This window comes from Pseudomonas sp. AC172 (assembly GCF_979258595.1).
This window is the reverse complement of record NZ_OZ409868.1, coordinates 1,719,508-1,746,324: the sequence shown is the minus strand read 5'-3', so window position 1 is coordinate 1,746,324 and position 26,817 is coordinate 1,719,508. Positions and strand designations below refer to the sequence as shown.

Below are 26,817 nucleotides of genomic sequence, written 5' to 3'. Positions count from 1 at the left end.
GGTGCCGATGACTCACGTCTCGCGTACAGCCGCACTCGTTTCCCTGAATCAACTGGGTTTTCAGTTTGCCAATGGTGCAACGCTGTTCAAAGCCCTGAACCTGAATTTCGATGGTCAACCGACCGCTATCGTCGGGCGCAATGGTGTTGGCAAAAGTGTCCTCGCACGCTTGATCGCCGGGCATTTGCAGCCCACTTCCGGCAGCGTGGCACGCTCAGCTTCCACGCACTATGTCGCGCAAACCTTCGTCACCCCATCTGGGCAATCCGTAGCCGAGGCGACAGGGGCGGCCACGGTGCTCAGCGCACTGGAGCGACTCAAACTCGGTGGTGCCACGCCAGAAGATTTCGATCTCATCGGCGAACATTGGGATCTGGCGCAACGCTTGCGTCAGATGCTTGATGAGGCCGGACTGACCGATATCACCGCGACGGATCTGACCGAAAATCTCAGCGGTGGCCAACAAGCCAGAATTGCCTTGATCGGTGCACTGCTGAGTCAGGCGCAGTTGCTCCTCCTCGACGAACCCACCAACCACCTCGACACTGCCGGTCGGCAGTGGCTGATGAGTTCGCTTGAACGATGGCATGGTGGCCTGATTATCGTCAGCCACGACCGGCAACTGCTGGAGCACATGCAGCGAATCGTCGAACTTACGCCTCTGGGGGCAAGCGTTTTCAGCGGACGGTTTTCGGAATTCGCCGAGCATCGCCGGGTACATCAACAAGCGGCGCAGGCGCAGCTCGATCAGGCCCGTATAGAGCGTCAGCGCGAATGCACGCGACGGCAACGCGAGCACGACACGATTCAGCGCCATGCGGCCGGCAGCCGGCGCAATGCGCAAACTGCCAACGTCTCTGGCTTCGAGCGGGCCGCGTTGAAAGCAGCCGCGCGGGACATCATGGGGCACGTAAAGGTCGGCCGTCAGGCACGCAAGTCCGATCTGGATGAGCGCGTTCGTGAGGCGTACGCCAATGTCCTGGCGGACGACGGCATGCTGATCAATCTACCGGGCAGTGTGGTTCCGAGTAACCGCCGGGTGTGCACGCTGATCGACGCGTGCTTGCCATGGTTGCCGGTCGATGCGCCCAGCACGCGACTTGATCTCATCCTTCAAGGACCGATGCGTATTGCTGTCAACGGGCACAACGGTTGTGGCAAATCGACGTTGTTGAAATTGCTCGCAGGCGAAGAGTCGCCCGTCAGTGGCGAGTGAAACACGCATGTGCCATTTGCCTTTCTCGATCAACAGCTGAAATTGCTGGATGACCACTCCTCCATTGTCGATCAGTTGCAGGCACAGCGCACGCCCCTGAGCGAAGGCACGTTGCGCAGTTACCTCGCTCAGCTGCAACTGGATGCGCAGCGTGTCACTCGGCCTTGCGCCTCACTCAGTGGTGGCGAGCGCCTGAAGGCTGCACTTGCACTGGCACTGTGGCGCCAGACACCCGCGCAACTACTGCTGCTGGATGAGCCCACCAATCATCTTGATCTGGCCTCGGTGGAAGCTTTCGAACACGCCTTGGAGACATTTCCTGGAGCAATTGTCGTGGTTTCCCACGATCAGGCGTTTCTACACGCGTTAAACCCAAGCCATTGTCTGACCTGGCACTCCGAGGGCTGGCGCTGGCAACCGACGAGCTGAACGGTGTATTTTTTGCACGATTGCCGTGGGCTTCTATAGTTGATGTGACACGAATCAGCTGCGGTGACGCCATGGAAGACATTTTCGTCGTGAAGCGTTGCAACAAGATCATCATTCACGGCCGACGCGCCGGTGACAGCCAGCATGATCCCGCAGAAGCCATTGGCTGGCATCGCATCTGTGACACGCGCACGGGCGGTTTCATCGGCGATGGCTACGACACAGAGGAAGACGCGCAGCGCGAATGCAAGCGTCTCAACGCAGTCAGTTCCCCACTACCGGCCCGCGAATCGTCCGGCTGATGCCAATCAGAAGCGGGTCTATACTGAAACCAGCTGAAGGAGCAGCACCCCACGGCAGAAGGCTCGCAACACGCGGGCTTTTTGCTGCAGCTCAGGTTTCATAGAACGGAGGTGTTCCATGTCCGAAAAAGAGTCCATCACCACCCTCCTCACCCTGCTCGACGCTCGACAAGCGCGCCTCGCGGCCGCCTGCAAAGAGATCGCCGACTGGGTCGACCACCAAGGCGGACACCCGACCGCCCTGCGCATCCGTGACCGGCTGAACGACATCGAGAAGGATGCTCCGCTGATTCGCAATACGCTGTCGGCGCTCAAGCCCCTTGATCGGCCACTGCCTCGGTTCAGATAACGTCGTTGAACCGGCCACATCGAAATATGCCTCTCAAGCGGTGACACACGGGTCACCGCGTGCTCGTCTGGCCGTGATGTTTATTCTCCCTGCAATCACTTCGTTGCAAAACAGCCACTCACCCGCCCGCGTGCGGGTGTTTTTGCCTGGGCCGGATGCCGAACGGTGCAGTCCGTAAGTTGTCAAAACTCATACATGTCGCAAAGGAGACCGTTATGGTTATCCATTTCAACGTCGACGGGCATCTGGCCTGTGGGCACAAAGGCGAACAACTATCGGCAAGCCGCGAACTCAATCGTGTGAAGTGCCGCAGTTGCCGCAACACCGATGCCTACAAACAGGCACGAAAGGATCAGCGTAACGCAGCCCGAAGAATGTCCCGTCAGGGCAAAACCACACAAAACGCAACAGACTGGCGCGCAGAATGGATCGAACGGCTGACAGCAATGGCCGGTCTTCAGCGCTTGCCTCGTGGCTTTATTGGGCAGGCATTTGTTTAAGCTCGTGTAAGAAAGGCAAAAAAAGCCTGCATGAGAAAAATCATGCAGGCCTTTGATATCAGGGTGCTTGAAGCTACCCCCTTCTCCCAAAAAGAACGGAACCATAGAAGGTTTCGCGCTCGATACGAAGCGAGTATTCAAAGTCATTTCCGTTCAGATGATCGACCAATCTCCTCGCGAGTCGGCATTGTCCAGTCCGAGGCACGCCTTTCATAGATAGAGTCGTTGGGTTGATGGCCGTAGCTGAACATCAGCAAGTAAAACCCGAACGCCACAACAGCCAGTACAGCCCTGCCAAGCGGGCTAGCATCGCTGGATAGACCGCCAGGTCCAATGGCTACCCAGCCGCCACGAAGGTAAGCAAACACAGCTTGCATGAACCAAGCTTGTACCGCTACGGACGTCCAGAACAGGTACCACTGCCCTGTAAAACGCCAAAAAGCATTGACCAGACACGCAATGACCATCACACCCAATATCAAGTAACGAAAACGCTTGAGAACGCTCAAAGTGCGACTTTCCTGCTCCATCATTTTTTTGCTTGCGCCCCAGAAAAAACTGTCTCCGCTACTGAACATACTATCGGCCGATGTGCGGCTGTCCTTAGTCTACGCATTACCCACTCGGGTCATCGGGTGATGGTAGCTGCAAAGCAAGCTTGATTGGCATCGGAAGCCTGGGGGGAGGTGGCGAAGCCTGAGCTTCAAATGCGGGATTGACGAAACAGGCCAGGATCTGCGAGAAAATTGTAGCCCGGAAACAAACAAGGGCTTGCATCAGCTTTCGCCCGCAAACCCTTGATTTTAGATGGTGCCCGAAGCCGGAATCGAACCGGCACGCCCTTACGAGCGGGGGATTTTAAGTCCCATGCGTCTACCAGTTTCGCCATTCGGGCGGTAGCGCGGTGCTGCTGTATTCTGCTTTTCAGTCGCGATCCTGACAGGATCCGCCTTGAGCAGCAGTGTGGGAAATATATACATCACTTCCCAGTGAAGCAAGTTCGCAAGGGCCGTATTTCAAGACTGAATCTTGCAGCTCAGCGCAAACAAAACACTTGGTAAATCATAGATCTACGGTGCTTGTTCATAGTGAAGGCAGAGATCGTAATCGAACCGGTGCAGGCGGATCAAAAATCCCTCTATAAAGCTTCGTATATCAATAGGTTAGCACTATGTTCGCTCTGCAAGCTACTGATTTTTAATAGCCTGTGTGCCGCGCGTTGAGCGCCTTCCGCTTTTAGATGCGTAACAGCATAGACTCCCTACCCTTGCATCTCTTCGCATGCCCCCCCTCGGCCACAAAGCTTGACTCAACGACTGTATTTCGTTCCAGCGCCCCCTCCTTGATACAGAAGACACCGACAGCGGGCACTCATCGGCACCTCTGGAACCTGCAAGCTGCTCTGCCAATTGCCAGCTTCACCTTCACCGACCAATGTTGTGCCTTGATGCGGGTGGCGTAGTCGTCAGTTGTGCCTCGGGTTGTATCAGGCACTTTGCGTCGGCCACTCGGTTAGCCGCGACACGGGCCTGCGCCAACTAGCGGGACGGCATCTGCTCCATACCACTCAGAAACTGATAGTTCGGGTCGGGCAGGCAAAATGCGGACGACTTGGCGCGAGCCATGGAATGGGCGCAATTGTTGCGAATAGTTTACCAAGAGCTATCATGTCGCCCCTTCAGCATCAGAGTGGCAGCAGTAAAGTTAATCTGAATACGATGTTCAGTGAAGGGAACACACCAGGGAGAAACACCAGATGAATCAGGAAACCGCAAGGCTTGACGACCAGCCCGCATGCACACCGGTTATCGGACACGCAGACATCATGTCGGGAAGCATCATAAACAATAAATCATTAATTGCATTTGCCTCCGACGTTTCGAGAGATCACACGATTCATGAGTCATTAAGGGAACGAGCGCGTAAAGCACTTTTAGAGGACATGATCCCACTCGCACATCAGAATGAGTTGTCCGAATCGTCGTTGCACAGCGCTGTATATGGCGAGAATCAGAATATCTCCCAGCAAGCTTTCGAAAAGTTGCAGTCGCATACCCAAAAAATAGATTTGAAAGTCACCGAAGCGAATGGACGAGCACTGTCAGTTTTATTGCAAATGGCAACCAAAGAAGATCTAAAAAAACTAAAAGCCTCCTTTGTGAACTACTTACTCTTATCAGCGACTACAACGATCTTATCGCTTGCTTATTTTCTGACTCATGTGGAGTAACAACCCACAACAATGAGGCTAGTGGGTCCTTGGGACTTTTTGAACCCCACCGATCCAGTGGCAGGCTGTGAATTTGGGTGATACAGGCAAGGAACTGGCTACCTGGCCGGAATAGGTAGCCAGGATATAATTGCCAACCACCCGAAGATAATTGCCTTACAAAGCATAACAAAGGACTCGGCATGACCTCCACAGCACACGAATCTCCGCCTGAAGGATTTGATATTCCCTACCCGAATATTCAGAGGAGGACATACGGGATTGGAATGAGGCCAGATACGCTCAACTCGTAAGTAATCCGGTCGAATGGTTTGAGCACAGCAGGGCTCTAATCGCTACCGCGCGAATAACTAGAAAACAGTCTAAAAAAATCATCAATCGCACTGAAAAAAATGCGCTAGAGAATGTGTGCTCAATGCTTTATGGGTTATCACTCGAAAATCTTTTTAAAGCTCATTGGTTCCTCAACAAGCACGGAGCAGCGCATTTATCCAGTTGGCAGCCAGATGCCAGGTTTCCGAAAGAAGTAAAGACTCACGACCTGGTCAAACTTGCAGGTTTGATTAACCTAGGTCTGAGCGAAAAGAAACGCTATATTCTTCAGCACCTAAGTGAAGCCGCAACATGGGCAGGACGGTACCCATGCCCGATCAGATCCGATGATATGGGTACAACGCTTCTTCCCGGCACTTTCGATGTAGCAGAAAAACTATATCGAAAATTGAAGGTCAACTTCACCATCTCCGACTGATCGTACAAAGGGAATCACTGAGGCGCTTCCCCTGATCGACAATCATAAAAGCATGACAGTTGCGGAACACCTGCCAAAAGTTGCGGAACACCCCAGTTTTTCGCAGACAATAAAAAACCCCGTAGATCATTGATCTACGGGGTTTTTAATAGTGGAGGCCGAGGTCGGAATCGAACCGGCGTAGGTGGATTTGCAATCCACTGCATAACCATTTTGCTACTCGGCCTCAAAACATTTGTTATCAGTAGCACAACAACAAATGCGTTTTAAACTTGGAGCGGGAAACGAGACTCGAACTCGCGACCCCGACCTTGGCAAGGTCGTGCTCTACCAACTGAGCTATTCCCGCTTGGTGATGCGCATTCTATAGAATTAAGAAGCTCCGTCAACCCCTTGATTCAAAAAAGTTTTATTTCTTTTCAACATCGGTCTTCAGGTGCGGCCAGGCAGCGCGGAGGTATTGAACCATCGACCACAATGTCAGGCCCGCAGAGACCATCAGCAAGGCGTAACCCAGGATAACCCAGAAACTGAAGTCCTTTGGATTGGCCAGCAGGATCACCAACGCGAGCATCTGCGCGGCGGTTTTCCATTTACCGAGATTCGAAACGGCTACGTGGGCACGGGCGCCGAGTTCGGCCATCCATTCGCGCAAGGCCGATACCACAATCTCGCGACCGATGATGACAGCAGCCGGCAGGGTGAGCCAGAGATTGCCGTGCTCCTGGACCAGCAGCACCAGTGCCACCGCAACCATGAGCTTGTCGGCGACCGGATCGAGAAACGCACCGAACGGAGTGCTTTGCTCCAGACGACGGGCCAGATAACCGTCCAGCCAGTCCGTTGCTGCCGCAAAGGCAAACACCGAGGCGGAGGCCATGTAACTCCACTGGTAAGGGAGGTAGAACAGCAAAATGAAGATCGGGATAAGCAGGACGCGTAGAACGGTAATCAGATTAGGGATATTCATCGGCACAACTGGCTACGAGGTGAAGGGGCATTCTACTCGCTATGCAGGTTCGCATAAATCGACTCTGCGAGCTTTTTACTGATCCCCGGGGCTTTGGCGATCTCTTCGATGCTTGCACGAGAGAGCTCCTGCAATCCACCAAAATGTTTCAACAAGTCGCGACGTCGGGTTGGCCCAACGCCCGCTACGCCTTCCAGCGTTGACGTACGCCGGGTTTTGCCTCTCCGTGCGCGGTGTCCTGTAATCGCGAAGCGGTGAGCCTCATCGCGGATCTGTTGAATCAAGTGCAGCGCAGGCGAGTCGCCACGCAATGTGAACTCGTGCGCCGCATCATTTAGATACAACGTTTCGAAGCCCGCCTTGCGAGTGGCGCCTTTGGCGACACCGAGCAGAATCAGATCCGGTACAGCCAACTCGTTGAGAACTTCTCGAGCCATCGACAGCTGCCCCTTGCCACCGTCCACCAGCAAGATGTCCGGTAACTTGCCCTCGCCTTCCTTGAGTTTGCTGAAGCGTCGTGTGAGGGCCTGATGCATGGCGGCATAGTCGTCACCCGCCGTGACACCCTCGATGTTATAACGCCGGTAATCGGACTTGATCGCGCCTTCCGGGCCAAACACCACACACGACGCAACCGTCGCTTCACCACTGGAATGACTGATGTCGTAGCATTCCAGACGCTGCGGCGGCTCATCCAGGTTCAACACTTCAGCCAAAGCCTCAAACCGCGCTGCGGTGTGTTGACGGTTGGCCAGACGCGCGCCTAACGCCTGTTCTGCGTTGGTCACTGCCAGTTGCTGCCAGCGTGCACGCGTACCACGCACCCGATGGCTGATGGTTAATTCACGGCCACGCAGCTCATGGATCGCTTCGATCAGCGTCGGAAAATCTTCATGCACCACGTTGACGATCAGTTCGCTCGGCAAATCGCGCTCAGGGCTGCTGATGAAATACTGGCCAAGAAACGCGGCAATGACTTCCGACACGTCCTCTTCAATTCCGACTTGCGGGAAGAAATTCTTGCTGCCCAACACCCGTCCGCCGCGCACGCTGATCAAATGCACGCAGGCTCCGCCCGGGTTGACGAATGCCGCGATGACATCGATATCCCCTGTGCCGCCTTCCATACTCTGTTGATCTTGGACCCGACGCAGCAGTGCGATCTGATCGCGCAACTCGGCAGCTCGCTCGAATTCCAGGTTGATCGCGGCCTCCTCCATCGCCGTCGACAGTTCGTTGGTCAGTGCGTGACTACGCCCCTCAAGAAACATGACCGAGTGACGCACGTCTTCGGCATAAATCTCGGGCTCGACCAGCCCGACACAAGGCGCTTTACAACGCTTGATCTGATATTGCAGACATGGACGGGTACGGTTCTTGTAGTAACTGTCTTCACACTGGCGAACGAAAAAGGTCTTTTGCAGCAGACTCAGGCTTTCGCGTATGGCGCCGGCGCTCGGATAAGGGCCAAAGTATTTGCCTTTGGCTTTTTTCGCCCCGCGATGAATGCTCAGGCGCGGGAACTGGCCGTCGGACAGAAACACATAGGGATAGGATTTGTCGTCGCGCAACAGAATGTTGTACGGCGGGCGCCATTCTTTGATCAGCGTTTGCTCAAGCAGCAGCGCTTCGGTTTCGTTGGCGGTGATGGTCGTTTCGACCTGCGCAATGCGCCCGACCAACGCTGCAGTCTTGGGCGCCAGACCGGTTTTGCGGAAGTAGCTGGCCAAGCGTTTTTTCAGGTTCTTGGCCTTGCCCACGTACAACAGACGCGCATCGCTGTCGAACATGCGGTAGACGCCCGGGCGCCCGCTGACTGTTGACAGAAACGCGCCGGAATCGAATGTTTCAGTCATGGTCAGAGGCTGGCATCAACCATGCCGTGACGAACCGCCAACAGTGTCAACTCGACGTCGCTGCTGATCGAAAGCTTCTCGAAAATACGGTAGCGGTAGGTGTTCACGGTTTTCGGCGACAGGCAAAGTTTGTCGGAAATGATCTGTACCTTCTGACAGCCGACAATCATCAACGCGATCTGAATTTCCCGCTCGGACAAGGCGTCGAAGGGCGAATCATTGGACGGCTGAAAGGATTTGATCGCCAATTGCTGGGCAATCTGCGGACTGATATAGCGCTGGCCGGCAAACACCAGGCGAATGGCTTGAACCATTTCCGGCAGACCCGCACCTTTGGTCAGATAACCCGCAGCACCAGCCTGCAGCAAGCGTGTCGGGAACGGATCCTCTTCACACACCGTCACTGCGACCACCTTGATATCCGGATGACTGCGCAACAGTTTGCGCGTGGCTTCCAGGCCGCCGATGCCAGGCATCTTGACGTCCATCAGCACCACATCGGGCTTCAACTCTCGGGCCTTGATCAGGGACTCTTCCCCGGACTCGGCCTGGCCAACCACCTGCAAGCCATCGATATCGGCCAGCATACGTGTAATGCCTGTGCGAACGAGATCATGGTCATCGACCACTAGCACCCTAATCAAGCAGACACCTCGCGATATGGTCATATTGGGATGCCGGACACCTTAGCAAAAAGTACCCCACAGACCTAGCAGAAAGCGTCATTTAAAAAGTTTCAATTCATCATAGAGGGCTTGCCGGCCGTGGGTTTCAGAGCACATGTGTACTTATATCAAGCTGCATTCGCAGAAAACACTCGTCCCGACCCTGCACCTGTAGTCCTTTTCTTTCATACAAGTTTCTCGCCGGATTATTGTCGAATACGGTCAGGCGTAAAGCGGGGCGTCTTTCTCTGCGGGCCAAGTCGATAACCTGATCAATCGCCCAGGAACCCGCGCCCCGCCCCTGAAACGCTTCAGCAATTTGCAGTTCACGAATGTACAACGCGCGTATATCCCGGCTGAGGCTGAGAAAGCCCACTGGCGCATTACCGTGCACTATCAGCCAGTTCTGCCGCCCCGACCACGCCACGTCAAACGCCTCGTCCTGCCACAACAGTTCATGATGAATGAAATAGCGCAGCATGTTCTGACAGGTGAGATCGCGGGCAAACGACAGATCGTCCAGAACAGCAAGCCGTAACCGGAATATCATTGAGCCTGCACAACAGGAACAACTCGCCCCTGCCAAACACCGTCACTACGCTGGGCGACGACCAAAAGGTCGCCCGCCCCCGGTGCTGCGACGATTAATGAACCGTCTTCAGCCCAGATACCACTGCGTCCCGCGGACTGCCAACCGCCAGTCAGCCCTCCGTGATTGGCCATCAGCACAGCCATCGAGTGTTGCCGGGCATAGCCCTGAAGTATGGCGGTGTCAGCTGCATAACCTTTCTCGCTGATCAATACACCGGCGGCGTATAAGCCAGCGCCCATTTCTGCTGCAGCAGCAGCATGACTGGCATGGGTGAAATCGGCGCACACCGCCAGCGCGACCACTTCCTCGCCGATGTTCAGGCACGGCCCGCCAAAACCGGGTGCGAAAACAAGCTCCTCACCAGCGTGCAAATGCTGCTTGCTGTACACACCGAGCGAACCATCAGCGCCCAGGACCAGAGCACCAATACGCACCGAGTTACTGTCCTCGAGCCTGATCGGTATGCCGACAACGGCAGTCACACCCAGCTCTCGGGCCAAATCCCTGAGAGGTTGCAGCACGCCATCTTGCGGGGCAACTGCCAAAGCTGCCGCCACCTCTCCCTCATAGCCAGTCAACGACAATTCGGGAAAAACCAGCAATTGGACGCCCTGCTCCGCCGCCATCTCGATGAAGTGACTGTGCCGGGTAATATTTCCAGAAAGATCCCCGGCAATGGAAATCGTCTGGGCAGCAGCAATGGTCAATGTCGACACGGTTCATCCTTGGTAATCAGGCAAAACGCAGAGTGTCACCACTCTTGCGTGACTCTGGCAATAGGCCTTTTGTTGATGACGCGATAGCAATTTCTGATTGCTGAGGCGTATCGGCCTCTAGTAAGCTCGACCCATTCATTGGAGTCAGACCATGCTCAACGCCCTCTCACAGCTTCGTACCGCCAGCGCACTGCGCTCGGTTGCGGCTGCCCGGGTGAATGACGTATGTGCTCCGGTCAGCTTTTATTTTGGGTATTGGTTTAGCCACTGGCGCGCCTGATACCTGAACGGCGCCCATAACAACGGGTCGCCTACCAGAGAATTCTCAACCCCCGGTCGGCCTCCCGACCGGGGGTTTTGTTTTTTCAGCCCCGAATTTTTCAGCAACACACCAGACACTTTGAGGAATCACGAAATGAACTACGCCACTTATTACCGTTACGACAGCTTTAGCGCCTGGCGATTTACCAGCTTCCGCTCGGGACAGCCTGCCGCCTCCGATCGGTCACCTATAGGTGGCAAGCACACACACGTAGCCAATACGGCCAACTGTCGAACACCCCAGTAGGGCCGAGCGAGCGGGAAGCACCCGCCGCCAGCCCAGGAAAACCGAATATGAACTCGCCCGTTTCTGCTCTGCCGCTGTCCACCCTGAACCCTGCCAACGAAGCATTGACTCTGCGTCTACCCAGCTCGTTGCAACTCAAGCAACAATTGCCCCTGAGCAATGCCTTGAGCCTGCAAGTTGCCGCCCATCGCCAGGCGGTTCGCGCCATTCTCAATGGCCAGGACCAGCGTCTGCTGGTCATCGTCGGCCCCTGCTCTATCCACGATCCGCAATCCGCACTTGAATACGCCGGCAAACTCGCTCGACTGGCTGAAGAAGTCAGCGGCGAAATGCTGTTGGTGATGCGCGCCTACGTCGAAAAACCACGTACCACGGTCGGCTGGAAAGGCCTTGCCTACGACCCGCACCTGGACGGCAGTGATGACATGGCGGGCGGCCTTACCCTGTCACGCGAGCTGATGCTGGAAATGATCCGCCTCGGCTTGCCGGTGGCTACCGAGTTGCTGCAACCCATGGCTGCCGGGTACTTCGATGACCTGTTGAGCTGGGTGGCCATTGGCGCGCGTACCACTGAATCGCAGATCCACCGTGAAATGGCCAGTGGACTTGGCATGCCGGTGGGCTTCAAGAATGGCACCGACGGCGGCACCGCCATTGCGGTTGACGCCATGCGTTCGGCAGCCCATCCGCACCGGCATTTCGGCGTCGACAGCCAAGGGCACCCGGCCGTCATTCAAACACCAGGCAACCCCGATACTCATCTGGTCCTGCGCGGGGGCCATAAAGGGCCGAACCATGATCGCGAGAGCGTGGCAAAAATCCACGTTGACCTGGACAGGCTGAAGATTCCGAGCCGAATCATGGTCGACTGTAGCCATGCCAACAGTGGCAAGGATCCATTGCGTCAGCCAGGCGTCTTCAACGAAGTGCTTGAGCAACGCTTGCAAGGTGATCGCGCTTTGATCGGCATGATGATTGAATCTCACCTGTTCGAAGGTTGCCAACCGCTGACCGAATCCTTGCGCTACGGGGTTTCAATCACCGATGGCTGCCTCGGTTTCAGCGCAACAGAACACTTGCTGCGTGCCGCCGCCCAGCGCCTCGCCGAGCACGCCAGAGATTGACTTCCAGACCAACCCTCCGGACTTATGGCAAACCGGAGGGCGGGTCGGTCCCGCTACGCCTCTACACGCACTGGTGTGGCAGCAGATTCCTGACTGACATCGTCCAGACGCTCAACTGTGTAGGCTACCCGTACGGTCGTGCCATGGTGCTCACGCCAGAATCGGTGCGGCACTATGAAGATCAGCGGTTTTCCCGCCGTTTCCCGCGTAATTTCACGGTCATCCCGGTGATTGAAAAGATCTCCGTCGCACTTGAGATACACCAGCTCACCTTCCTGCGTCTGTGCATTACCGATCACGATGGTGACTCCATCGATCGAATCCTCTTTCAGTAACACGCCATCTTCAGCTTCGAGCACGTCGGGCGCGTCCAGCTCACCACGAAGGAACGGACTGACGAGGATTCTTGCCGACTCGGATTCTCGAACCGCTCCACCGGACTGTTCCACTTGATAGCGCACTGACACCTCACCACCGAGATGCGCAGCGATGTGCGCCCCGTCAACCCAAAATGACAGCACGTCAGCGACAGCGAAGGTTTCGACCTTCAGGCTGTCGCTGAACGTTGCAGGCACTGCTTCAGCGCCCCACAGCAATGTGACCCGATCCCCCGCCGCCATTCGGGCATAAGGCTGGAGCACGATAAGCGTGCCTTCCGTCACTCGCTCCGGATCCAGTGTTCCCCTTATCGCCCCTTCGACAATTGGTGCAAGCAACTTCGGGCGTGTATTTCCCACAGACAATTGCACGCGTGCAGATAACGCTGGGACTGACGAGCTCGCACTGAGCAGTTTCCAGTAAACCTCCAGCGAACCGCCGTCCAGTGCGGCGATGTGCATGCCTTTGATAACGAAAATGACATCCTTGCCGACCTGAGTTTCGCTGACATAGCGCACCATTTCATGCTGATAGACGAAACCTTCTATATCCAACCCCTCCCAACTCAACAGCAACTGGTCGCCACAGGTCATGTTTACATAAGGAGCGATACGGACAACAACCTTGCCCTGCGAAGGATCAAGCACCATCCCCCCCGGATAATCAAGGGTCGCTGCGGGCAGTAGTTCGCTCGATACACAGGGAGTGACGGGGTGGCGCATCCGGTAGCAAAACTCGACTTCGTGCATGTTCATTAGTGGCTCCATTCCTTGGAAAAACGCCGCGTTCATGGACGGCGTCGACAGCCAACATTCAACGCGCTTCCCGACATTTTCGATGTCAGCCCGAGCCGCCGCAGACACCCGGCAAACGCCTCCAGCCGGGTAGGCAAACTGAGCAAAACCGCCCTCAACCAAGCGAAAGATGTCCTCAACTTCCGATTCGGATTTCATAAGTATCTGAAAATTCTTACAGCCACTAGTCCAGATTCAACGGCCAAGAGAAGCCTCTTCTTACTTCTTCAACGGGATGAGTGTTTTAGAGTGGCCACCGGATTCCCCGATGAACTTCTGTGAAAAAGGTAAGAACATGCAACGGAATGCTTCAACTCGCTATCCCATCCTGTTGGTACATGGCCTGTTCGGATTCGAGCGCATCGGTCATTTCGAGCTGTTCCATGATGTAAAGGACGCTCTGAAAACGGCCGGCAGCCGAGTGTTTGTTCCCCACCTTTCCGCCACGCATAAAAACGAAACAAGGGGTGAGCAGCTGCTTGCACAGATTGATCGTGTTCTGCGAGGCACAGGTGCCGAAAAAGTCAACCTCATCGGGCACAGCCAGGGAGCATTGGCTGCCCGATACGCTGCGGCGCTTGCGCCACACGCCGTAGCCTCGGTGACTTCCGTCAGCGGTCCGAACCACGGTTCGGAGCTGGCCGATTTTCTGCGCAAGGCACTGGTGCCCGGACGACTGCCGGAGGCGGTCGCACAAAATGTCGCGACACTGTTTGGCAATTTTCTTTCGTTGCTCAGTGGCAGTGTGGCGCTGCCACAAAACGCATTGGCGGCGCTGAATGCTCTGACGACCGAAGGCGTGGGCGATTTCAACGACAGGTTTCCGCAGGGGTTGCCCAGCACCTGGGGCGGACAAGGCCCGGAACAGGTCAATGGTGTGCGCTATTACTCCTGGAGCGGTGTCCTGCCCGTAGACAGCCCGATAACACTCGATCCGACCCAGAGCATTTGCCATGCGCTATCGCAATACTTCATGACCGAGACACAGCAGAATGATGGCTTCGTCGGCCGTTTCAGCTCGCACTTGGGGCAGGTAATCCGCTCCGACTATCCGCTGGACCATCTGAGCAGCCTGCGCCGTACAGCCAGCACCATCACTACCCTGCCCGACCCGATTGAACTGTACGTTGAACACGCCGAACGTCTGCGCGCCGCGAATCTCTGACCAAAGCCACGGACAACCGAACGGAACTTTGCCGAGAATTCGCCCACTGAATCCGGTAGGCTCCACACTTTACTGAAATAGATTGGAGAGTTTCCCCATGGCTAAAGCCACTGCCCGCCACATCCTGGTTTCCAGCGAAGACAAGTGCAACGAACTCAAGGCCCAGATCGAAGGCGGCGCTGATTTCGCCGAAGTCGCCAAGGCCAACTCCACCTGCCCGTCCAGCCGTCAAGGTGGTGATCTGGGTTCGTTCGGTCCTGGCCAGATGGTCAAGGAATTCGACACCGTGGTCTTCAGCGCGCCAATCAATGTCGTGCAAGGTCCGGTGAAAACCCAGTTCGGTTATCACCTGCTCGAAGTCACCAGCCGTCAGGACTGATCCGCGCCTGATTGCTCACCAACGGCCCGCCTTCTGGTGGGCCGTTGTGTTTCAGTTTCATATACGGCTGGCGACTGACGCGCCTCTCGCGTAAAACTTGCGCTTATCGATTTCCCGGTTCCAAGGCTGACAATGCGACTGGTTTTCCCCACATTGATGCTCACCGCCCTCGCCCTGCTGACGGGCACCGCCGGCGCGAACGCCGCACCGCAACACGCGTTGACTGTTTATGGCGAACCCGCCAAGTACCCTGCCGGTTTCAGCCACTTCGACTACACCAACCTGCAAGCGCCCAAGGGCGGGACGATGCGCCGCTCGGCCATCGAGATCGGCCACTTCGATCATGTTCTTCCTTATATAGACAAAGGCATCGGCGTCACGCAGATCGATGGTTTGCTCTATTCGCCGCTGGCCCAGCGTTCGCTGGATGAGCCTTACACGGTTTACGGACTCGTCGCGCAAAAGATGGAGCGCTCGGATGATGGTCTGTCGCTGCGGTTCTTTATCAACCCCAAGGCGCGCTTCGCCGATGGCAAAGCGATTACCGCCGAAGACGTGCGTTACACCTACGATTTATTGATGACACAGGGCAGCCTGCGTTATCGCACCCAGTTTGCTGACGTCAAAGGCGTCGAAGTGGAAGGCCCGTTGACCGTGCGTTTCGACTTCAAGAGCAATGAAAACCGCACCCTGCCACTGGACATCGCGACCCTGCCGGTATTCCCCGAGCATTGGTGGAAGAGCCGCGATTTCGCCGGGGGTGGCGGCTATGAACCACCACTGGGCAGCGGTCCTTATCGAGTCGGAAAAATCGATTCGGGGCGCAGCATCACCTTTGAACGCAACGCTGACTGGTGGGCCAAGGATTTGCCGGTCAGTCGCGGCCTCTACAACTTCGATCATTTCAGCATCGAGTACTTCGGCGATACCGATGTCGCCCGGCAAGTGCTGCGCGGCGGCGCCTACGACTACAACCGCGAGTTCTCGGCCACCGGCTATTCAATCGGCTATGACAGCCCCGCACTGAGCGATGGGCGTCTGCAAAAAGCACACTTGGCCACCGAGGCGCCACAGTCAGCCCAGGGTTTTGTGTTCAACCTGCAGAAACCGATGTTCGCCGATCGCCGTGTGCGCCAGGCCCTGGCCATGCTCTGGGACTTCGAGTGGAGCAACCGGCAGATGATGCGCGGCATGTACATCCGCCAGCAGAGCTACTTTTCCAACACGCCACTGGCGGCAAGCGAACTGCCCGATGCGCAGGAGCTGAAAATCCTCGAGCCGCTGCGCGGTCAGGTTCCCGACGAAGTCTTCAACAAAGTCTTCGAGGCCCCGAAAACCGACGGCAGTGGCCTGATCCGCGATAAACAGTTGCAAGCCCTCGAACTGCTCGAACAGGCCGGCTGGAAACCCGATGGCGATCAACTGGTGAATGCGCAAGGCGAGCCGCTGAGCTTCACCTTCCTGGTCAGCCAGAACGGTATGGATCGCTTGCTGCTGCCGTACAAACGCACGCTGAAACAGATAGGTATCGACCTGAACATTCGCCGTATCGACTCCTCGCAATACGTCAACCGGCTGATGAGCCGCGACTACGACATGATCGTCACCGGCTACCCGGTCAGCACTTCACCGGGGGGCGAGCTGCTCAACTACTTCGCCTCGGTGTCGGCCAATGACCCGGGCGCGAACAACTACATGGTGTTGAAAAACCCGGCAGTGGATACGCTCATCAACGGTCTGATCCGCGCATCCACGCAGTCCGACATGCTGTACTACGCCCATGCTCTGGACCGGGTACTGCAATGGAATTACTACTGGATTCCCAACTACTATCCGCCGGGCACGTCGACAGTGTGGTGGAACCGCTTTGGCATACCTTCGGTGCAAGCCAGCAATGACGAAGCCATCGAGAGCTGGTGGGAAATCAGCAGCACCCCTCTGACCAATCAACAGATGACGGCCGAGAAGATCGCCCGTGGCAGACCCGGAGGACCGCACTGATGTGGGGTTACATACTGCGGCGGCTGCTGCTGATCATCCCGACGCTGGTGATCATTCTGCTGGTCAATTTCGTGATCATTCAGGCCGCGCCCGGCGGCCCGGTAGAACAGGCCATCGCCCACCTGCAAGGGATTGGCGGCGCCAGTGTCGGAGGCGGTGCCAGCGAAACCATGAGCGGCACTTCACGTGCCAGTCGCGGCCTCGATCCGCAGCTGATCAAGGACATCGAAAAACAGTACGGATTCGACAAACCGGCCCATGAACGCTTGTGGCTGATGTTGAAGAACTACGCGCAACTGGATTTCGGCAAGAGCTTCTTTCGTGGCGCGACAGTCACCGATCTGATCCTGGAAAAAATGCCGGTGACCATTTCCCTCGGGCTGTGGGCGACGCTGATCACCTATCTGGTATCGATCCCGCTAGGGATCCGCAAGGCTGTGCACCATGGCAGTCACTTCGATATCTGGAGCAGCACAGCGATCATCATCGGTTACGCGATGCCGGCGTTTCTATTTGCGATGTTCCTGATCGTGGTGTTTGCCGGCGGCACGTCGCTGAACTGGTTTCCGGTTCGCGGCCTGGTGTCGGACAACTTCGAATCGCTGTCGACTCTCGGCAAAGTCGCCGACTATTTCTGGCACCTGGTGCTGCCGGTTACGGCGCTGGTGATCGGTGGTTTCGCCACGCTGACGATCCTGACCAAAAACTCCTTTCTCAACGAGATCACGCGCCAGTACGTAGTGACCGCGCGTGCCAAAGGCCTGAGCGAGCGCCGCGTGCTCTATGGTCATGTGTTTCGCAATGCGATGTTGCTGGTGGTGTCCGGCATCCCGCAGGCGTTCATCAGTGTGTTCTTCGCCGGTTCGTTGCTGATCGAAGTGATCTTCTCCCTCGACGGCCTCGGGCGCATGAGCTACGAAGCGGCGGTTTCGCGGGATTACCCGGTGGTGTTCGGTTCGCTGTTCATCTTTACCCTCTTCGGCCTGCTGATAAAACTGGTCGGCGACCTGTGTTACACGCTGGTCGACCCGCGTATCGACTTCGCTGCGAGGAACGCCTGATGTTCAAGCTCTCGCCTCTGGGCCTTCGTCGCTTCGAACGCTTCAAGAAAAACCGTCGTGGCTGGTGGTCACTGTGGCTGTTTATCGGCCTGTTTGTGGTGACACTGGGCGGTGAGTTGATCGCTAATGACAAGCCTCTGGTCGTCAGCTATCAGGACCAATGGTACTTCCCGGTATTCAAGCGCCATACCGAGCAAGAGTTCGGCGGGCAACTGCCGTTCCAGGCGGATTACCGCAGCGACTATGTGCAGAACCTGATTCGCAAGGACGGTGGCTGGCTGCTGTTCCCGCCGATTCCATTCAGTGACGACACGCCAAACTACGACCTCAACAAACCGGCGCCGAGCCCGCCGACGTCGGTCAACTGGCTGGGCACAGACGATCAATCGCGGGATGTACTGGCACGGGTGATTTTCGGCGCACGGGTGTCGATTCTGTTTGCCTTGATGCTGACCTTTGTCAGCGCCCTCATCGGCATCGCCGCCGGGGCGTTGCAGGGCTACTACGGTGGCTGGGTCGATTTGCTCGGGCAACGCGTGCTGGAAGTCTGGTCGGGGCTGCCAGTGTTGTACCTGCTGATCATTCTCTCCGGTTTTGTCGAGCCGAATTTCTGGTGGCTGTTAGGGATCATGGCGCTGTTTTCCTGGCTGGCACTGGTGGATGTAGTGCGCGCCGAGTTCCTGCGCGGACGCAATCTGGAGTACGTCAAAGCCGCGCGCGCGCTGGGCCTGAGCGACCGCAAGGTGATTTTCAGGCACATACTGCCCAATGCGATGAACGCGACACTCAGCTACTTGCCGTTCATTCTGACCGGCGCGATTTCCACCCTTACTGCGCTGGATTTTCTCGGTTTCGGCATGCCCGCCGGCAGTGCTTCGCTGGGTGAGTTGATCGGTCAGGGCAAACAGAACCTGCAAGCACCTTGGCTTGGGTTGACGGCGTTTTTCACCCTGGCGCTGATCCTTTCTTTACTGGTGTTCATTGGCGAAGCGTTGCGTGACGCGTTCGACCCTCGATCCTGAAGCGTGGCCATGACTGACAACCTGATTGAAATCCGTAACCTCAACGTTGCCTTCCACGGCCAGAGCGTAGTGCGCGACCTGTGCCTGGACATTCGCCCCGGTGAGTGTCTGGCGCTGGTCGGCGAATCGGGCTCGGGCAAATCGGTGACCGCCCATTCGATCCTGCAATTGCTGCCGGAAAGCGAAGCACAAACCACCGGCAGCATTCGCTATCGCGGACAGGAACTGATCGGCGCCGATCCCAAGGTGTTGCGCGAATTGCGCGGCAACCGCATCGCGATGATCTTTCAGGAGCCGATGACCTCGCTCAATCCGCTGCATACCATCGAAAAACAGATCGGCGAAACGCTACTGTTGCACCGTGGCCTCGGTGGCAAAGCGGCGCAGGTGCGCATCCTCGAACTGCTCGGTCTGGTGGGCATCCAGAAACCCAAGGAACGCCTCAAGGCCTATCCGCATCAACTCTCTGGTGGGCAACGGCAACGGGTGATGATCGCCATGGCCCTGGCCTGCGAACCGGAGCTGTTGATCGCCGACGAACCGACCACCGCGCTCGACGTGACCGTGCAGCGCAAAATCCTGCTGCTGCTCAAATCCCTGCAGCAACGTCTGGGCATGTCACTGCTGCTGATCAGCCACGACCTCAATCTGGTGCGCAGTATCGCCCAGCGCGTGTGCGTGATGAAGGCCGGGGAAATCGTCGAACAGGCGCCCTGCGAAACCCTGTTTACCGAGCCGAAGCATCCTTACAGCTGCGTGCTGCTCAACGCCGAACCCGAAGGCGAAGCCCTGCCCCGGGATGAGCGCGAGAACGTACTGGAAGTCGACGACCTGAAGGTTGAGTTTGTCGTCGGTGGCGGTCTGTTCCAGCGCAAGCAATACCTGCGTGCGGTGGATGGCATCAGCCTGAGTATCCAGCGTGGCAAGACGTTGGGTATCGTCGGCGAATCCGGTTCCGGCAAGTCGACGCTGGGTCAGGCGATCCTGCGTCTGCTCGACTCCGAGGGCGGTATCCGCTTTCAGGGCCAGGCGCTCGACGGTCTCAATCAGAAACAGATGCGCCCGTGGCGTCGACAGATGCAGGTGGTGTTTCAGGATCCGTTCGGCAGCCTCAGCCCGCGCATGTCAGTGGCGCAGATCATCAGCGAAGGCCTGGAGGTGCACTGCGAGTCGAGCGCTGACGAGTGCGATGAGCAAGTCATCCGCGTGCTTAAAGAGGTCGGCCTCGATCCGCAAAGTCGCCATCGCTACCCCCACGAATTCTCTGGAGGCCAGCGCCAACGCATCGCTATTGCGCGGGCACTGGTGCTGAAACCGGCGCTGATCCTGCTCGACGAGCCAACATCGGCGCTGGATCGTACGGTGCAAAAACAAGTGGTCGCCCTGCTCCGCCAGCTTCAGGAAAAACACGGCCTGACCTATCTGTTCATCAGCCACGATCTGGCAGTGGTGCGCGCCCTGGCCCACGACATGATCGTGATCAAGGACGGCAAAGTGGTCGAGCGTGGCGCCAGTCATGAGGTGTTCGACGCGCCGCAGCATCCGTATACCAAAGAGCTGTTGGCGGCGGCGCATCCGGGGTAGGCATAATCTGCGGCCGACCTGAAACCGGGTCACGGCCATCGCTGGCAAGCCAGCTCCCACAAGGGGCTGCGGTGTCCACGATATGTGTATACGACCGAGAACCCTGTGGGAGCTGGCTTGCCAGCGAAGAGGCCCGCATCAACAACTCAAATTCCGGACCAGCCGCCAGATGAACACCACTGAAAGCCTCAAGGACTACCAACGGGTTCGCAGCCTGGCGATCCGTTCGTTGTTCGAGATCATCGAGCAATCCAGCGAAGGCACGGTGATCGTCGATCGCGATGCCAACATCGTCTGGATGAACGAGCGCTACGCCCGGCGCTTCGGTCTTGAATCGGCAGCAGGTGCGATCGGCAAGCCCTGTGAAAGCGTGATCCCGGGCAGTCTGTTGCGCGAAGTCGTGCGTACTGGTCGCCCCATTCTTCTGGACATGCAGGACACCCCGAAAGAGCCGTTGGTGGTGATGCGCCTGCCGATCCATGACGACGTCGGCACGGTGATCGGCGCGATCGGATTTGCCCTGTTCGACGAGTTGCGCACCCTGTCGCCGATGCTCAAACGTTATTTGAGCATGCAGGAAGAACTGGCTTCGACCCGCTCCCTGCTGCGCGCCCGACAGACCAAATACAACTTCGCCCACTTTATCGGCACCAGCGCCGCCAGCCTCGAAGTCAAACGCCGTGCCCGACGCAGTGCCAGCGCCGAGTCGCCAGTGCTGCTGCTCGGCGAAACCGGCACCGGCAAAGAGCTGCTGGCCCAAGCCATTCATGGCGCCTCGCCACGGGCGCACAAAGCCTTTGTCAGCATCAACAGCGCAGCGATTCCCGAGGCATTGCTGGAAGCGGAGTTTTTCGGCACGGCGCCCGGCGCATTCACCGGCGCCGATCGCAAGGGCCGCACCGGCAAGTTGCAGATCGCCCAGGGCGGCACGCTGTTTCTCGACGAAATTGGTGACATGCCGCTGCCCTTGCAAAGCAAACTGCTGCGCGTGCTGCAGGAAAAGGAATTCGAACCCGTCGGCTCAAACGAAGTGATTCAGAGCGACGTGCGTGTGATTGCCGCGACGTCGACCGATCTGCAAGCGGCGATCAAACGCGGTGAGTTCCGCGCCGATTTGTACTATCGCCTCAATGTATTGCCGATTCAGGTGCCGCCATTGCGTGAACGTCTCGATGACCTGCCGGCGCTTAGCGAAGCGATTCTGGAAGAGCTGCGCAGTCAGCACGAGCTCCACCGCGATGCGCTGGCATTGCTTGATCAGCATGCCTGGCCGGGGAACATCCGCGAGCTACGCAATGTACTGGAGCGGGCGGCGTTGCTCAGTGATGACTTGATGCTGAGCGAGCAGGATATTCGTGCGGCGATCGGTACGTTGACGCCGGTTGAGCGTGGTTCAGCCCCTCTGGCTGAGGTGGCGCCAGGGGAAACATTCGCCCAGGCACGCGAGCGGTTTGATCGACAGTTGATTCAGTCTGCCCTCGCGCAATGCGTGGGCAATGTACCGGAAGCAGCTGCTCGGCTGGGGCTTGGGCGGTCGACGCTGTACAAGAAAATGGTGGCGCTGGGGATTGCTTGAGTCTCTATAAAGAGACACTGATCTCATTAATTAGAAAATTCGCCAAGATCAAAAGATCGCAGCCTTCGGCAGCTCCTACAGGGGAATATCGGGTCCGCACTGTAGGAGCTGCCGAAGGCTGCGATCTTTTCGGCTCAATGCCGTCTCTATAGTGAGATAAAAACTCTGAAGCCTGCCCTACTTGCACGACAATGTCTTTATATTTCAACGTGTTAGATAACTGGCACAGATCTCGCTAAAGCCTCTCCCACACCCGTTCCACCCACAAAAATAACAATTCTGGAGAGACACACCATGAGTGTGATCATTGCCTTGGCAGCCCTGGCGCTGTTGATGCTGGCTGCCTACCGTGGCTACAGCGTTATCCTCTTCGCCCCGATTGCCGCCCTCGGCGCTGTGCTACTCACCGACCCTTCCGCCGTCGCCCCCGCGTTCACCGGGGTTTTCATGGAGAAAATGGTCGGCTTCATCAAACTGTATTTCCCGGTTTTCCTGCTCGGTGCCGTGTTTGGCAAGTTGATCGAACTGTCGGGATTCTCCCGCTCGATTGTCGCTGCGGCCATCCGTTTACTCGGCACCAAACAGGCAATGCTGGTGATAGTGCTGGTCTGCGCCCTACTCACTTACGGCGGCGTGTCGCTGTTCGTGGTGGTCTTTGCGGTGTATCCGTTTGCCGCCGAGATGTTCCGCCAGAGCAATATCCCCAAGCGGCTGATACCGGCAACCATCGCCCTCGGCGCGTTCTCGTTCACCATGGACGCCCTGCCCGGCACGCCGCAAATTCAGAACATCATCCCCAGCACGTTCTTCAATACCACCGCGTGGGCCGCGCCGTGGCTGGGTGTGATCGGTACGATTTTCGTGTTCTGCGCCGGCATGCTGTTTCTGCAGCGTCAACGCAACAAGGCGCAACGCGCCGGTGAAGGTTACGGCATTGAACTGCGCAACGAACCGGAAACCGCTGAAGACCTGAAATTGCCAAACCCATGGATTGCGCTTTCGCCGTTGTTGGCAGTGGGCATCATGAACCTGCTGTTCACCCAATGGATTCCGCAGTGGTACGGCAAGACCCACAGCCTCGCACTGCCGGGCATGGCCACGCCAGTCACCACCGAGATCGCTAAACTCACCGCGATCTGGGCGGTGCAGGCGGCGTTGCTGGTCGGCATTCTGATGGTGCTCGCGTTCGGCTTTTCTGCGATTCGCAGCAAGCTCGCCGAAGGCAGCAAAAGCGCGGTCAGCGGTGCGTTGTTGGCGGCGATGAACACTGCGTCGGAATATGGTTTTGGTGCCGTGATCGCTTCGCTGCCGGGCTTCCTGGTCTTGGCTGACTGGCTGAAGCAGATTCCCAATCCGCTGGTCAACGAAGCCATCACCGTGACCCTGCTCGCTGGCATCACCGGTTCCGCATCGGGCGGCATGAGCATTGCGCTGGCGGCGATGTCGGAACAGTTCATCAGTGCGGCCCACGCCGCGAACATTCCGCTTGAGGTACTGCACCGCGTTGCCGCGATGGCGAGTGGCGGCATGGACACCCTGCCGCACAACGGCGCGGTCATCACCTTGCTCGCGGTGACGGGTCTGACCCACCGCGAAGCCTATAAAGACATTTTCTGTATTACGCTGATCAAGACCCTCGCGGTTTTCGTAGTGATTGGCACTTTCTACGCCACTGGCATTGTGTGAGGTATTCATGACCACTCTTTCCGGCAAGACCGCGCTGGTTACCGGTTCCACCAGCGGCATCGGCCTGGGCATCGCACTGAGCCTGGCCAAGGCCGGCGCTAATCTGATTCTCAACGGTTTTGGCGATGCGTCCAAAGTCATCGCCGAAGTCGCTCGGTTCGGCGGCAAGGTCGGCCATCATCCGGCGGACGTCAGTGACCCGGCGCAAATCGCAGACATGATTGCTTACGCCGAGCGCGAGTTCGGCGGTGTCGACATTCTGGTCAACAACGCCGGCATCCAGCACGTCGCCGCCGTGGAAGAGTTTCCCGTCGAGCGTTGGGATTCGATCATTGCCATCAACCTGTCTTCGGTGTTTCACAGCACCCGCGTGAGCCTGCCGGGGATGCGCGCCAAAGGTTGGGGGCGAATCATCAATATCGCCTCGGTGCATGGTCAGGTCGGTTCGACCGGCAAAGCGGCCTACGTCGCCGCCAAGCACGGTGTGATCGGTTTGACCAAAGTGGTTGGCCTGGAAACTGCCACCAGCAACGTCACTTGCAACGCGATCTGCCCGGGCTGGGTGCTGACCCCGCTGGTACAAAAGCAAATCGATGACCGCGCGGCCAAGGGTGTCGATCCGCAGCAGGCGCAGCATGATCTGCTCGCCGAGAAACAGCCGTCGCTGGAGTTCGTCACACCGCAGCATCTGGGCGAACTGGTGTTGTTCCTGTGCAGCGAGGCTGGCAGCCAGGTGCGCGGCGCGGCGTGGAATATTGATGGTGGCTGGCTCGCGCAGTAATGCTGCGTCCTTGTAGGCCTTCGCCTGCTCACGATAGCGGTGGGTCAGCCAATGAAGTCGTTGAATGTGCGGACGTCTTCGCGAGCAGGCTCGCTCCCACAAGTGTTATGTGTGCGCTCGACCTTGTGCATGAATAAAACAAGAGGCAAACAATGTCCGACATCCTCTGGCAACCCGACGCCAACCGTATCGCCAAGTCGCGCATGGACGCTTTCCGTCGTGCGGCCAATCAACGCCATCACCTGAAACTCGACGACTACCCGGCCCTGCATCAATGGAGCGTCGAGCAGCGCGCGGAGTTCTGGCAGGCAATCGTCGATTTCTTCGATATCCGCTTCCACACGCAGTCCGACGCCGTGCTGCGCGAAGGCTCACAAATGCCCGACGCCGAGTGGTTTCCCGGCGCCACGCTGAACTTCGCCGAACACCTGCTGCGTCGTCGCGACGATGCTGTGGCGGTAATAAGCGTGGCGGAGAATGGCCAGCGTGAGCAGTTGACCTGGGCCGAGCTCGCCGAGCATGTCGCCGGTTTTCAGGCGAGCTTGCAGGCCACCGGGGTTGGCCTCGGCGATCGCGTCGCCGCGTGCATGCCCAATACCTGGCAGACGCTGGTCGCGATGCTCGCTACTACCAGCCTCGGCGCGATCTGGTCGTGCTCCTCGCCGGATTTCGGCACCCACGGCGTAATCGACCGCTTCGGTCAAATTGAGCCCAAGGTGTTGATCACCTGCGCCGCTTATCGCTATGCCGGCAAGACCATCGACCAGACCGACAAAATCAACGGAATACTCGAACAACTGCCAACGCTGAGGCAGTTGATCATCGTGCCTTATGCGCAGCCGCAGACCCACGTCGAGGTTTACCGGACTCGCGCCGAAGTGGCCCTGTGGGATGACTTCTATGAATCCGGCGGTGAACCGGTTTTTGTCCCGGTGCCGTTCCATCATCCGCTGTACGTGCTGTATTCCAGCGGCACCACTGGCGTACCGAAATGCATCGTTCACAGCACCGGCGGCGTGCTGCTGCAACACGTCAAGGAACACGGCCTGCATTGCGATCTGGGTCCTGGCGATCGATTGTTTTACTACACGACCTGCGGCTGGATGATGTGGAACTGGCTGGTCTCCGCGCTCGCGGTCGGCAGCGCCGTGGTGCTGTATGACGGTTCACCGTTTTACCCGGACAACCAGCGTTTGCTCGAGCTGATCGACGATGAACGCATCAGCGTGTTCGGCACCAGCCCCAAGTTCCTCGCCACCCTGGAAAGCAGTGGCGCCAAACCCCGCGAAAGCCATGATCTGGGCAGCCTGAAGACGCTGCTGTGCACCGGTTCGGCGCTGTCGCCGCAAAGCTATGACTTCGTCTATCGCGACTTCAAACCTGATGTGTGTCTGGCCTCGATGTCTGGCGGCACGGATATCGTCTCGTGCTTCGTCAATGGCAACCCGATGAGCGCCGTGCGACGCGGTGAGAACATGGGCAAGAGCCTGGGCATGGCGGTTGAGGTCTGGAATGACGCTGGTCAACCCGTGATTGGCGAAAAAGGCGAACTGGTCTGCACCCGGCACTTCCCGGCGATGCCGATCGGTCTGTGGAATGACCCGGACGGAGCAAAACTGCGGCAATCGTATTTCAGCCTGTTTCCCGGTGTCTGGGCACAGGGCGATTACGCCGAGCAACGGCCCCATGGCGGGATGCTGATCCATGGGCGCTCGGACGCCGTGCTCAATCCCGGCGGCGTGCGCATCGGCACGGCCGAAATATACCGTCAGGTCGAGAAAGTCGCTGAAGTGCTGGACAGCGTCGCCATCGGTCAGCAGTGGCAGGACGACGTGCGGGTTGTGCTGTTTGTCAGGTTGCGCGAAGGGATCGAACTGGATGAGGCGCTGGAGCAGCGTATCCGGCAGGTGATCCGCGCCAATACCACCCCAAGGCATGTACCGGCGAAGATCGTTGCAGTGACCGACATTCCACGCACCATCAGCGGCAAGGTCGTGGAACTGGCCGTGCGGGAGGTGGTGCATGGGCGGCCGGTGAAAAACACCGATGCATTGGCCAATCCCGAAGCGCTGGAGCAGTTTCGGGATCGGCCGGAGCTGTAAATATCGACTGTTACGAATCC

Annotated in this window: 23 protein-coding genes, 3 tRNA genes and 1 pseudogene; 17 read left to right on the top strand and 10 right to left on the bottom strand. The window is 57.5% G+C overall.

From position 1 onward, the window contains the following. The first annotated feature begins 7 nt into the window (after positions 1-7). The 4 genes and pseudogenes from ACZ0A4_RS07865 (at position 8) to ACZ0A4_RS07850 (ending at position 2,796) form a co-directional block, all read left to right on the top strand. A pseudogene (locus ACZ0A4_RS07865) lies at positions 8-1,645 on the top strand (ATP-binding cassette domain-containing protein). Between the two features lie 71 nt (positions 1,646-1,716). Continuing rightward, complete coding sequence (locus ACZ0A4_RS07860; RefSeq protein ID WP_463573943.1) at positions 1,717-1,947, top strand: hypothetical protein; 231 nt, start codon at positions 1,717-1,719, stop codon at positions 1,945-1,947. 118 nt (positions 1,948-2,065) lie between these two features. Beyond that, positions 2,066-2,296: a hypothetical protein gene (locus tag ACZ0A4_RS07855; protein WP_007912278.1), complete on the top strand. Its 231-nt coding sequence runs from the start codon at positions 2,066-2,068 to the stop codon at positions 2,294-2,296. Positions 2,297-2,511: 215 nt separating this feature from the next. Continuing rightward, on the top strand, positions 2,512-2,796 hold the full coding sequence (locus tag ACZ0A4_RS07850; RefSeq protein ID WP_463573941.1) for a hypothetical protein: 285 nt from the start codon (positions 2,512-2,514) through the stop codon (positions 2,794-2,796). Positions 2,797-2,939: 143 nt separating this feature from the next. Here ACZ0A4_RS07850 and ACZ0A4_RS07845 read toward each other — a convergent pair whose 3' ends face one another. Next, positions 2,940-3,305, bottom strand: a complete 366-nt coding sequence (locus tag ACZ0A4_RS07845; protein ID WP_463573940.1) for a hypothetical protein — start codon at positions 3,303-3,305, stop codon at positions 2,940-2,942. 299 nt (positions 3,306-3,604) lie between these two features. Beyond that, positions 3,605-3,691 (bottom strand) — tRNA-Leu (locus ACZ0A4_RS07840). 861 nt (positions 3,692-4,552) lie between these two features. Here ACZ0A4_RS07840 and ACZ0A4_RS07835 point away from each other — a divergent pair. Then, positions 4,553-5,026 (top strand): hypothetical protein, encoded by a 474-nt coding sequence (locus ACZ0A4_RS07835; protein WP_463573938.1) that lies wholly within the window; start codon positions 4,553-4,555, stop codon positions 5,024-5,026. A 415-nt stretch (positions 5,027-5,441) separates the two neighbouring features. Beyond that, positions 5,442-5,777, top strand: a complete 336-nt coding sequence (locus ACZ0A4_RS07830; protein WP_463573937.1) for a hypothetical protein — start codon at positions 5,442-5,444, stop codon at positions 5,775-5,777. 152 nt (positions 5,778-5,929) lie between these two features. Here the strand turns inward: ACZ0A4_RS07830 and ACZ0A4_RS07825 are convergent. The 7 genes from ACZ0A4_RS07825 to ACZ0A4_RS07795 all read right to left on the bottom strand — a co-directional run bounded on the left by ACZ0A4_RS07825 (position 5,930) and on the right by ACZ0A4_RS07795 (position 10,576). Further along, positions 5,930-6,003, bottom strand: a tRNA-Cys gene (locus ACZ0A4_RS07825). 47 nt (positions 6,004-6,050) lie between these two features. Further along, positions 6,051-6,126: transfer RNA gene (locus ACZ0A4_RS07820), tRNA-Gly, on the bottom strand. 60 nt (positions 6,127-6,186) lie between these two features. Beyond that, positions 6,187-6,747: a CDP-diacylglycerol--glycerol-3-phosphate 3-phosphatidyltransferase gene (gene pgsA, locus ACZ0A4_RS07815; protein WP_007950102.1), complete on the bottom strand. Its 561-nt coding sequence runs from the start codon at positions 6,745-6,747 to the stop codon at positions 6,187-6,189. Between the two features lie 32 nt (positions 6,748-6,779). Next, entirely contained in the window at positions 6,780-8,603 is a 1,824-nt protein-coding gene (uvrC, locus tag ACZ0A4_RS07810; protein ID WP_463573936.1) for an excinuclease ABC subunit UvrC, read from the bottom strand. 2 nt (positions 8,604-8,605) lie between these two features. After that, entirely contained in the window at positions 8,606-9,247 is a 642-nt protein-coding gene (gene gacA, locus ACZ0A4_RS07805; protein ID WP_016984198.1) for a response regulator transcription factor GacA, read from the bottom strand. A 127-nt stretch (positions 9,248-9,374) separates the two neighbouring features. Then, complete coding sequence (locus ACZ0A4_RS07800; protein WP_463573935.1) at positions 9,375-9,818, bottom strand: GNAT family N-acetyltransferase; 444 nt, start codon at positions 9,816-9,818, stop codon at positions 9,375-9,377. Continuing rightward, on the bottom strand, positions 9,815-10,576 hold the full coding sequence (locus tag ACZ0A4_RS07795; protein WP_463573934.1) for a carbon-nitrogen hydrolase family protein: 762 nt from the start codon (positions 10,574-10,576) through the stop codon (positions 9,815-9,817). Before ACZ0A4_RS07795 ends, ACZ0A4_RS07800 begins: the two co-directional genes overlap by 4 nt. 615 nt (positions 10,577-11,191) lie before the next feature. Between ACZ0A4_RS07795 and ACZ0A4_RS07790 the strand changes: the two genes are divergently transcribed. Then, positions 11,192-12,268: a 3-deoxy-7-phosphoheptulonate synthase gene (locus ACZ0A4_RS07790; protein WP_463573933.1), complete on the top strand. Its 1,077-nt coding sequence runs from the start codon at positions 11,192-11,194 to the stop codon at positions 12,266-12,268. Positions 12,269-12,321: 53 nt separating this feature from the next. Here the strand turns inward: ACZ0A4_RS07790 and ACZ0A4_RS07785 are convergent, their stop codons facing one another. Continuing rightward, a complete protein-coding gene (locus ACZ0A4_RS07785; RefSeq protein WP_463573932.1) occupies positions 12,322-13,401 on the bottom strand; it encodes a hypothetical protein in 1,080 nt (359 codons plus the stop codon). A gap of 334 nt (positions 13,402-13,735) precedes the next feature. Between ACZ0A4_RS07785 and ACZ0A4_RS07780 the strand changes: the two genes are divergently transcribed. From ACZ0A4_RS07780 to ACZ0A4_RS07735, 10 genes are all read left to right on the top strand, one after another. After that, positions 13,736-14,605, top strand: coding sequence for a lipase family alpha/beta hydrolase (locus ACZ0A4_RS07780; RefSeq protein ID WP_463577508.1), 870 nt, complete (start codon positions 13,736-13,738; stop codon positions 14,603-14,605). 97 nt (positions 14,606-14,702) lie between these two features. Beyond that, complete coding sequence (locus ACZ0A4_RS07775) at positions 14,703-14,984, top strand: peptidylprolyl isomerase (RefSeq protein ID WP_007912303.1); 282 nt, start codon at positions 14,703-14,705, stop codon at positions 14,982-14,984. A gap of 132 nt (positions 14,985-15,116) precedes the next feature. Then, positions 15,117-16,985, top strand: a complete 1,869-nt coding sequence (locus ACZ0A4_RS07770; RefSeq protein ID WP_463573930.1) for an extracellular solute-binding protein — start codon at positions 15,117-15,119, stop codon at positions 16,983-16,985. Continuing rightward, the gene (locus ACZ0A4_RS07765) at positions 16,985-18,046 is read left to right on the top strand and encodes a microcin C ABC transporter permease YejB (protein ID WP_463573929.1); all 1,062 of its coding nucleotides are present in this window, start codon (positions 16,985-16,987) and stop codon (positions 18,044-18,046) included. Before ACZ0A4_RS07770 ends, ACZ0A4_RS07765 begins: the two co-directional genes overlap by 1 nt. Next, the gene (locus tag ACZ0A4_RS07760; protein ID WP_463573928.1) at positions 18,046-19,068 is read left to right on the top strand and encodes an ABC transporter permease; all 1,023 of its coding nucleotides are present in this window, start codon (positions 18,046-18,048) and stop codon (positions 19,066-19,068) included. Before ACZ0A4_RS07765 ends, ACZ0A4_RS07760 begins: the two co-directional genes overlap by 1 nt. 9 nt (positions 19,069-19,077) lie before the next feature. Then, positions 19,078-20,652 (top strand): ABC transporter ATP-binding protein, encoded by a 1,575-nt coding sequence (locus ACZ0A4_RS07755; RefSeq protein ID WP_463573926.1) that lies wholly within the window; start codon positions 19,078-19,080, stop codon positions 20,650-20,652. Positions 20,653-20,821: 169 nt separating this feature from the next. Next, positions 20,822-22,228, top strand: a complete 1,407-nt coding sequence (locus ACZ0A4_RS07750; RefSeq protein WP_463573925.1) for a sigma-54 interaction domain-containing protein — start codon at positions 20,822-20,824, stop codon at positions 22,226-22,228. A gap of 294 nt (positions 22,229-22,522) precedes the next feature. Continuing rightward, entirely contained in the window at positions 22,523-23,914 is a 1,392-nt protein-coding gene (locus ACZ0A4_RS07745; protein WP_463573924.1) for a GntP family permease, read from the top strand. Between the two features lie 7 nt (positions 23,915-23,921). Beyond that, entirely contained in the window at positions 23,922-24,695 is a 774-nt protein-coding gene (gene hbdH / locus ACZ0A4_RS07740) for a 3-hydroxybutyrate dehydrogenase (protein WP_463573922.1), read from the top strand. Between the two features lie 152 nt (positions 24,696-24,847). Further along, on the top strand, positions 24,848-26,797 hold the full coding sequence (locus ACZ0A4_RS07735; RefSeq protein ID WP_463573921.1) for an acetoacetate--CoA ligase: 1,950 nt from the start codon (positions 24,848-24,850) through the stop codon (positions 26,795-26,797). The last annotated feature ends 20 nt before the right edge of the window (positions 26,798-26,817 follow it).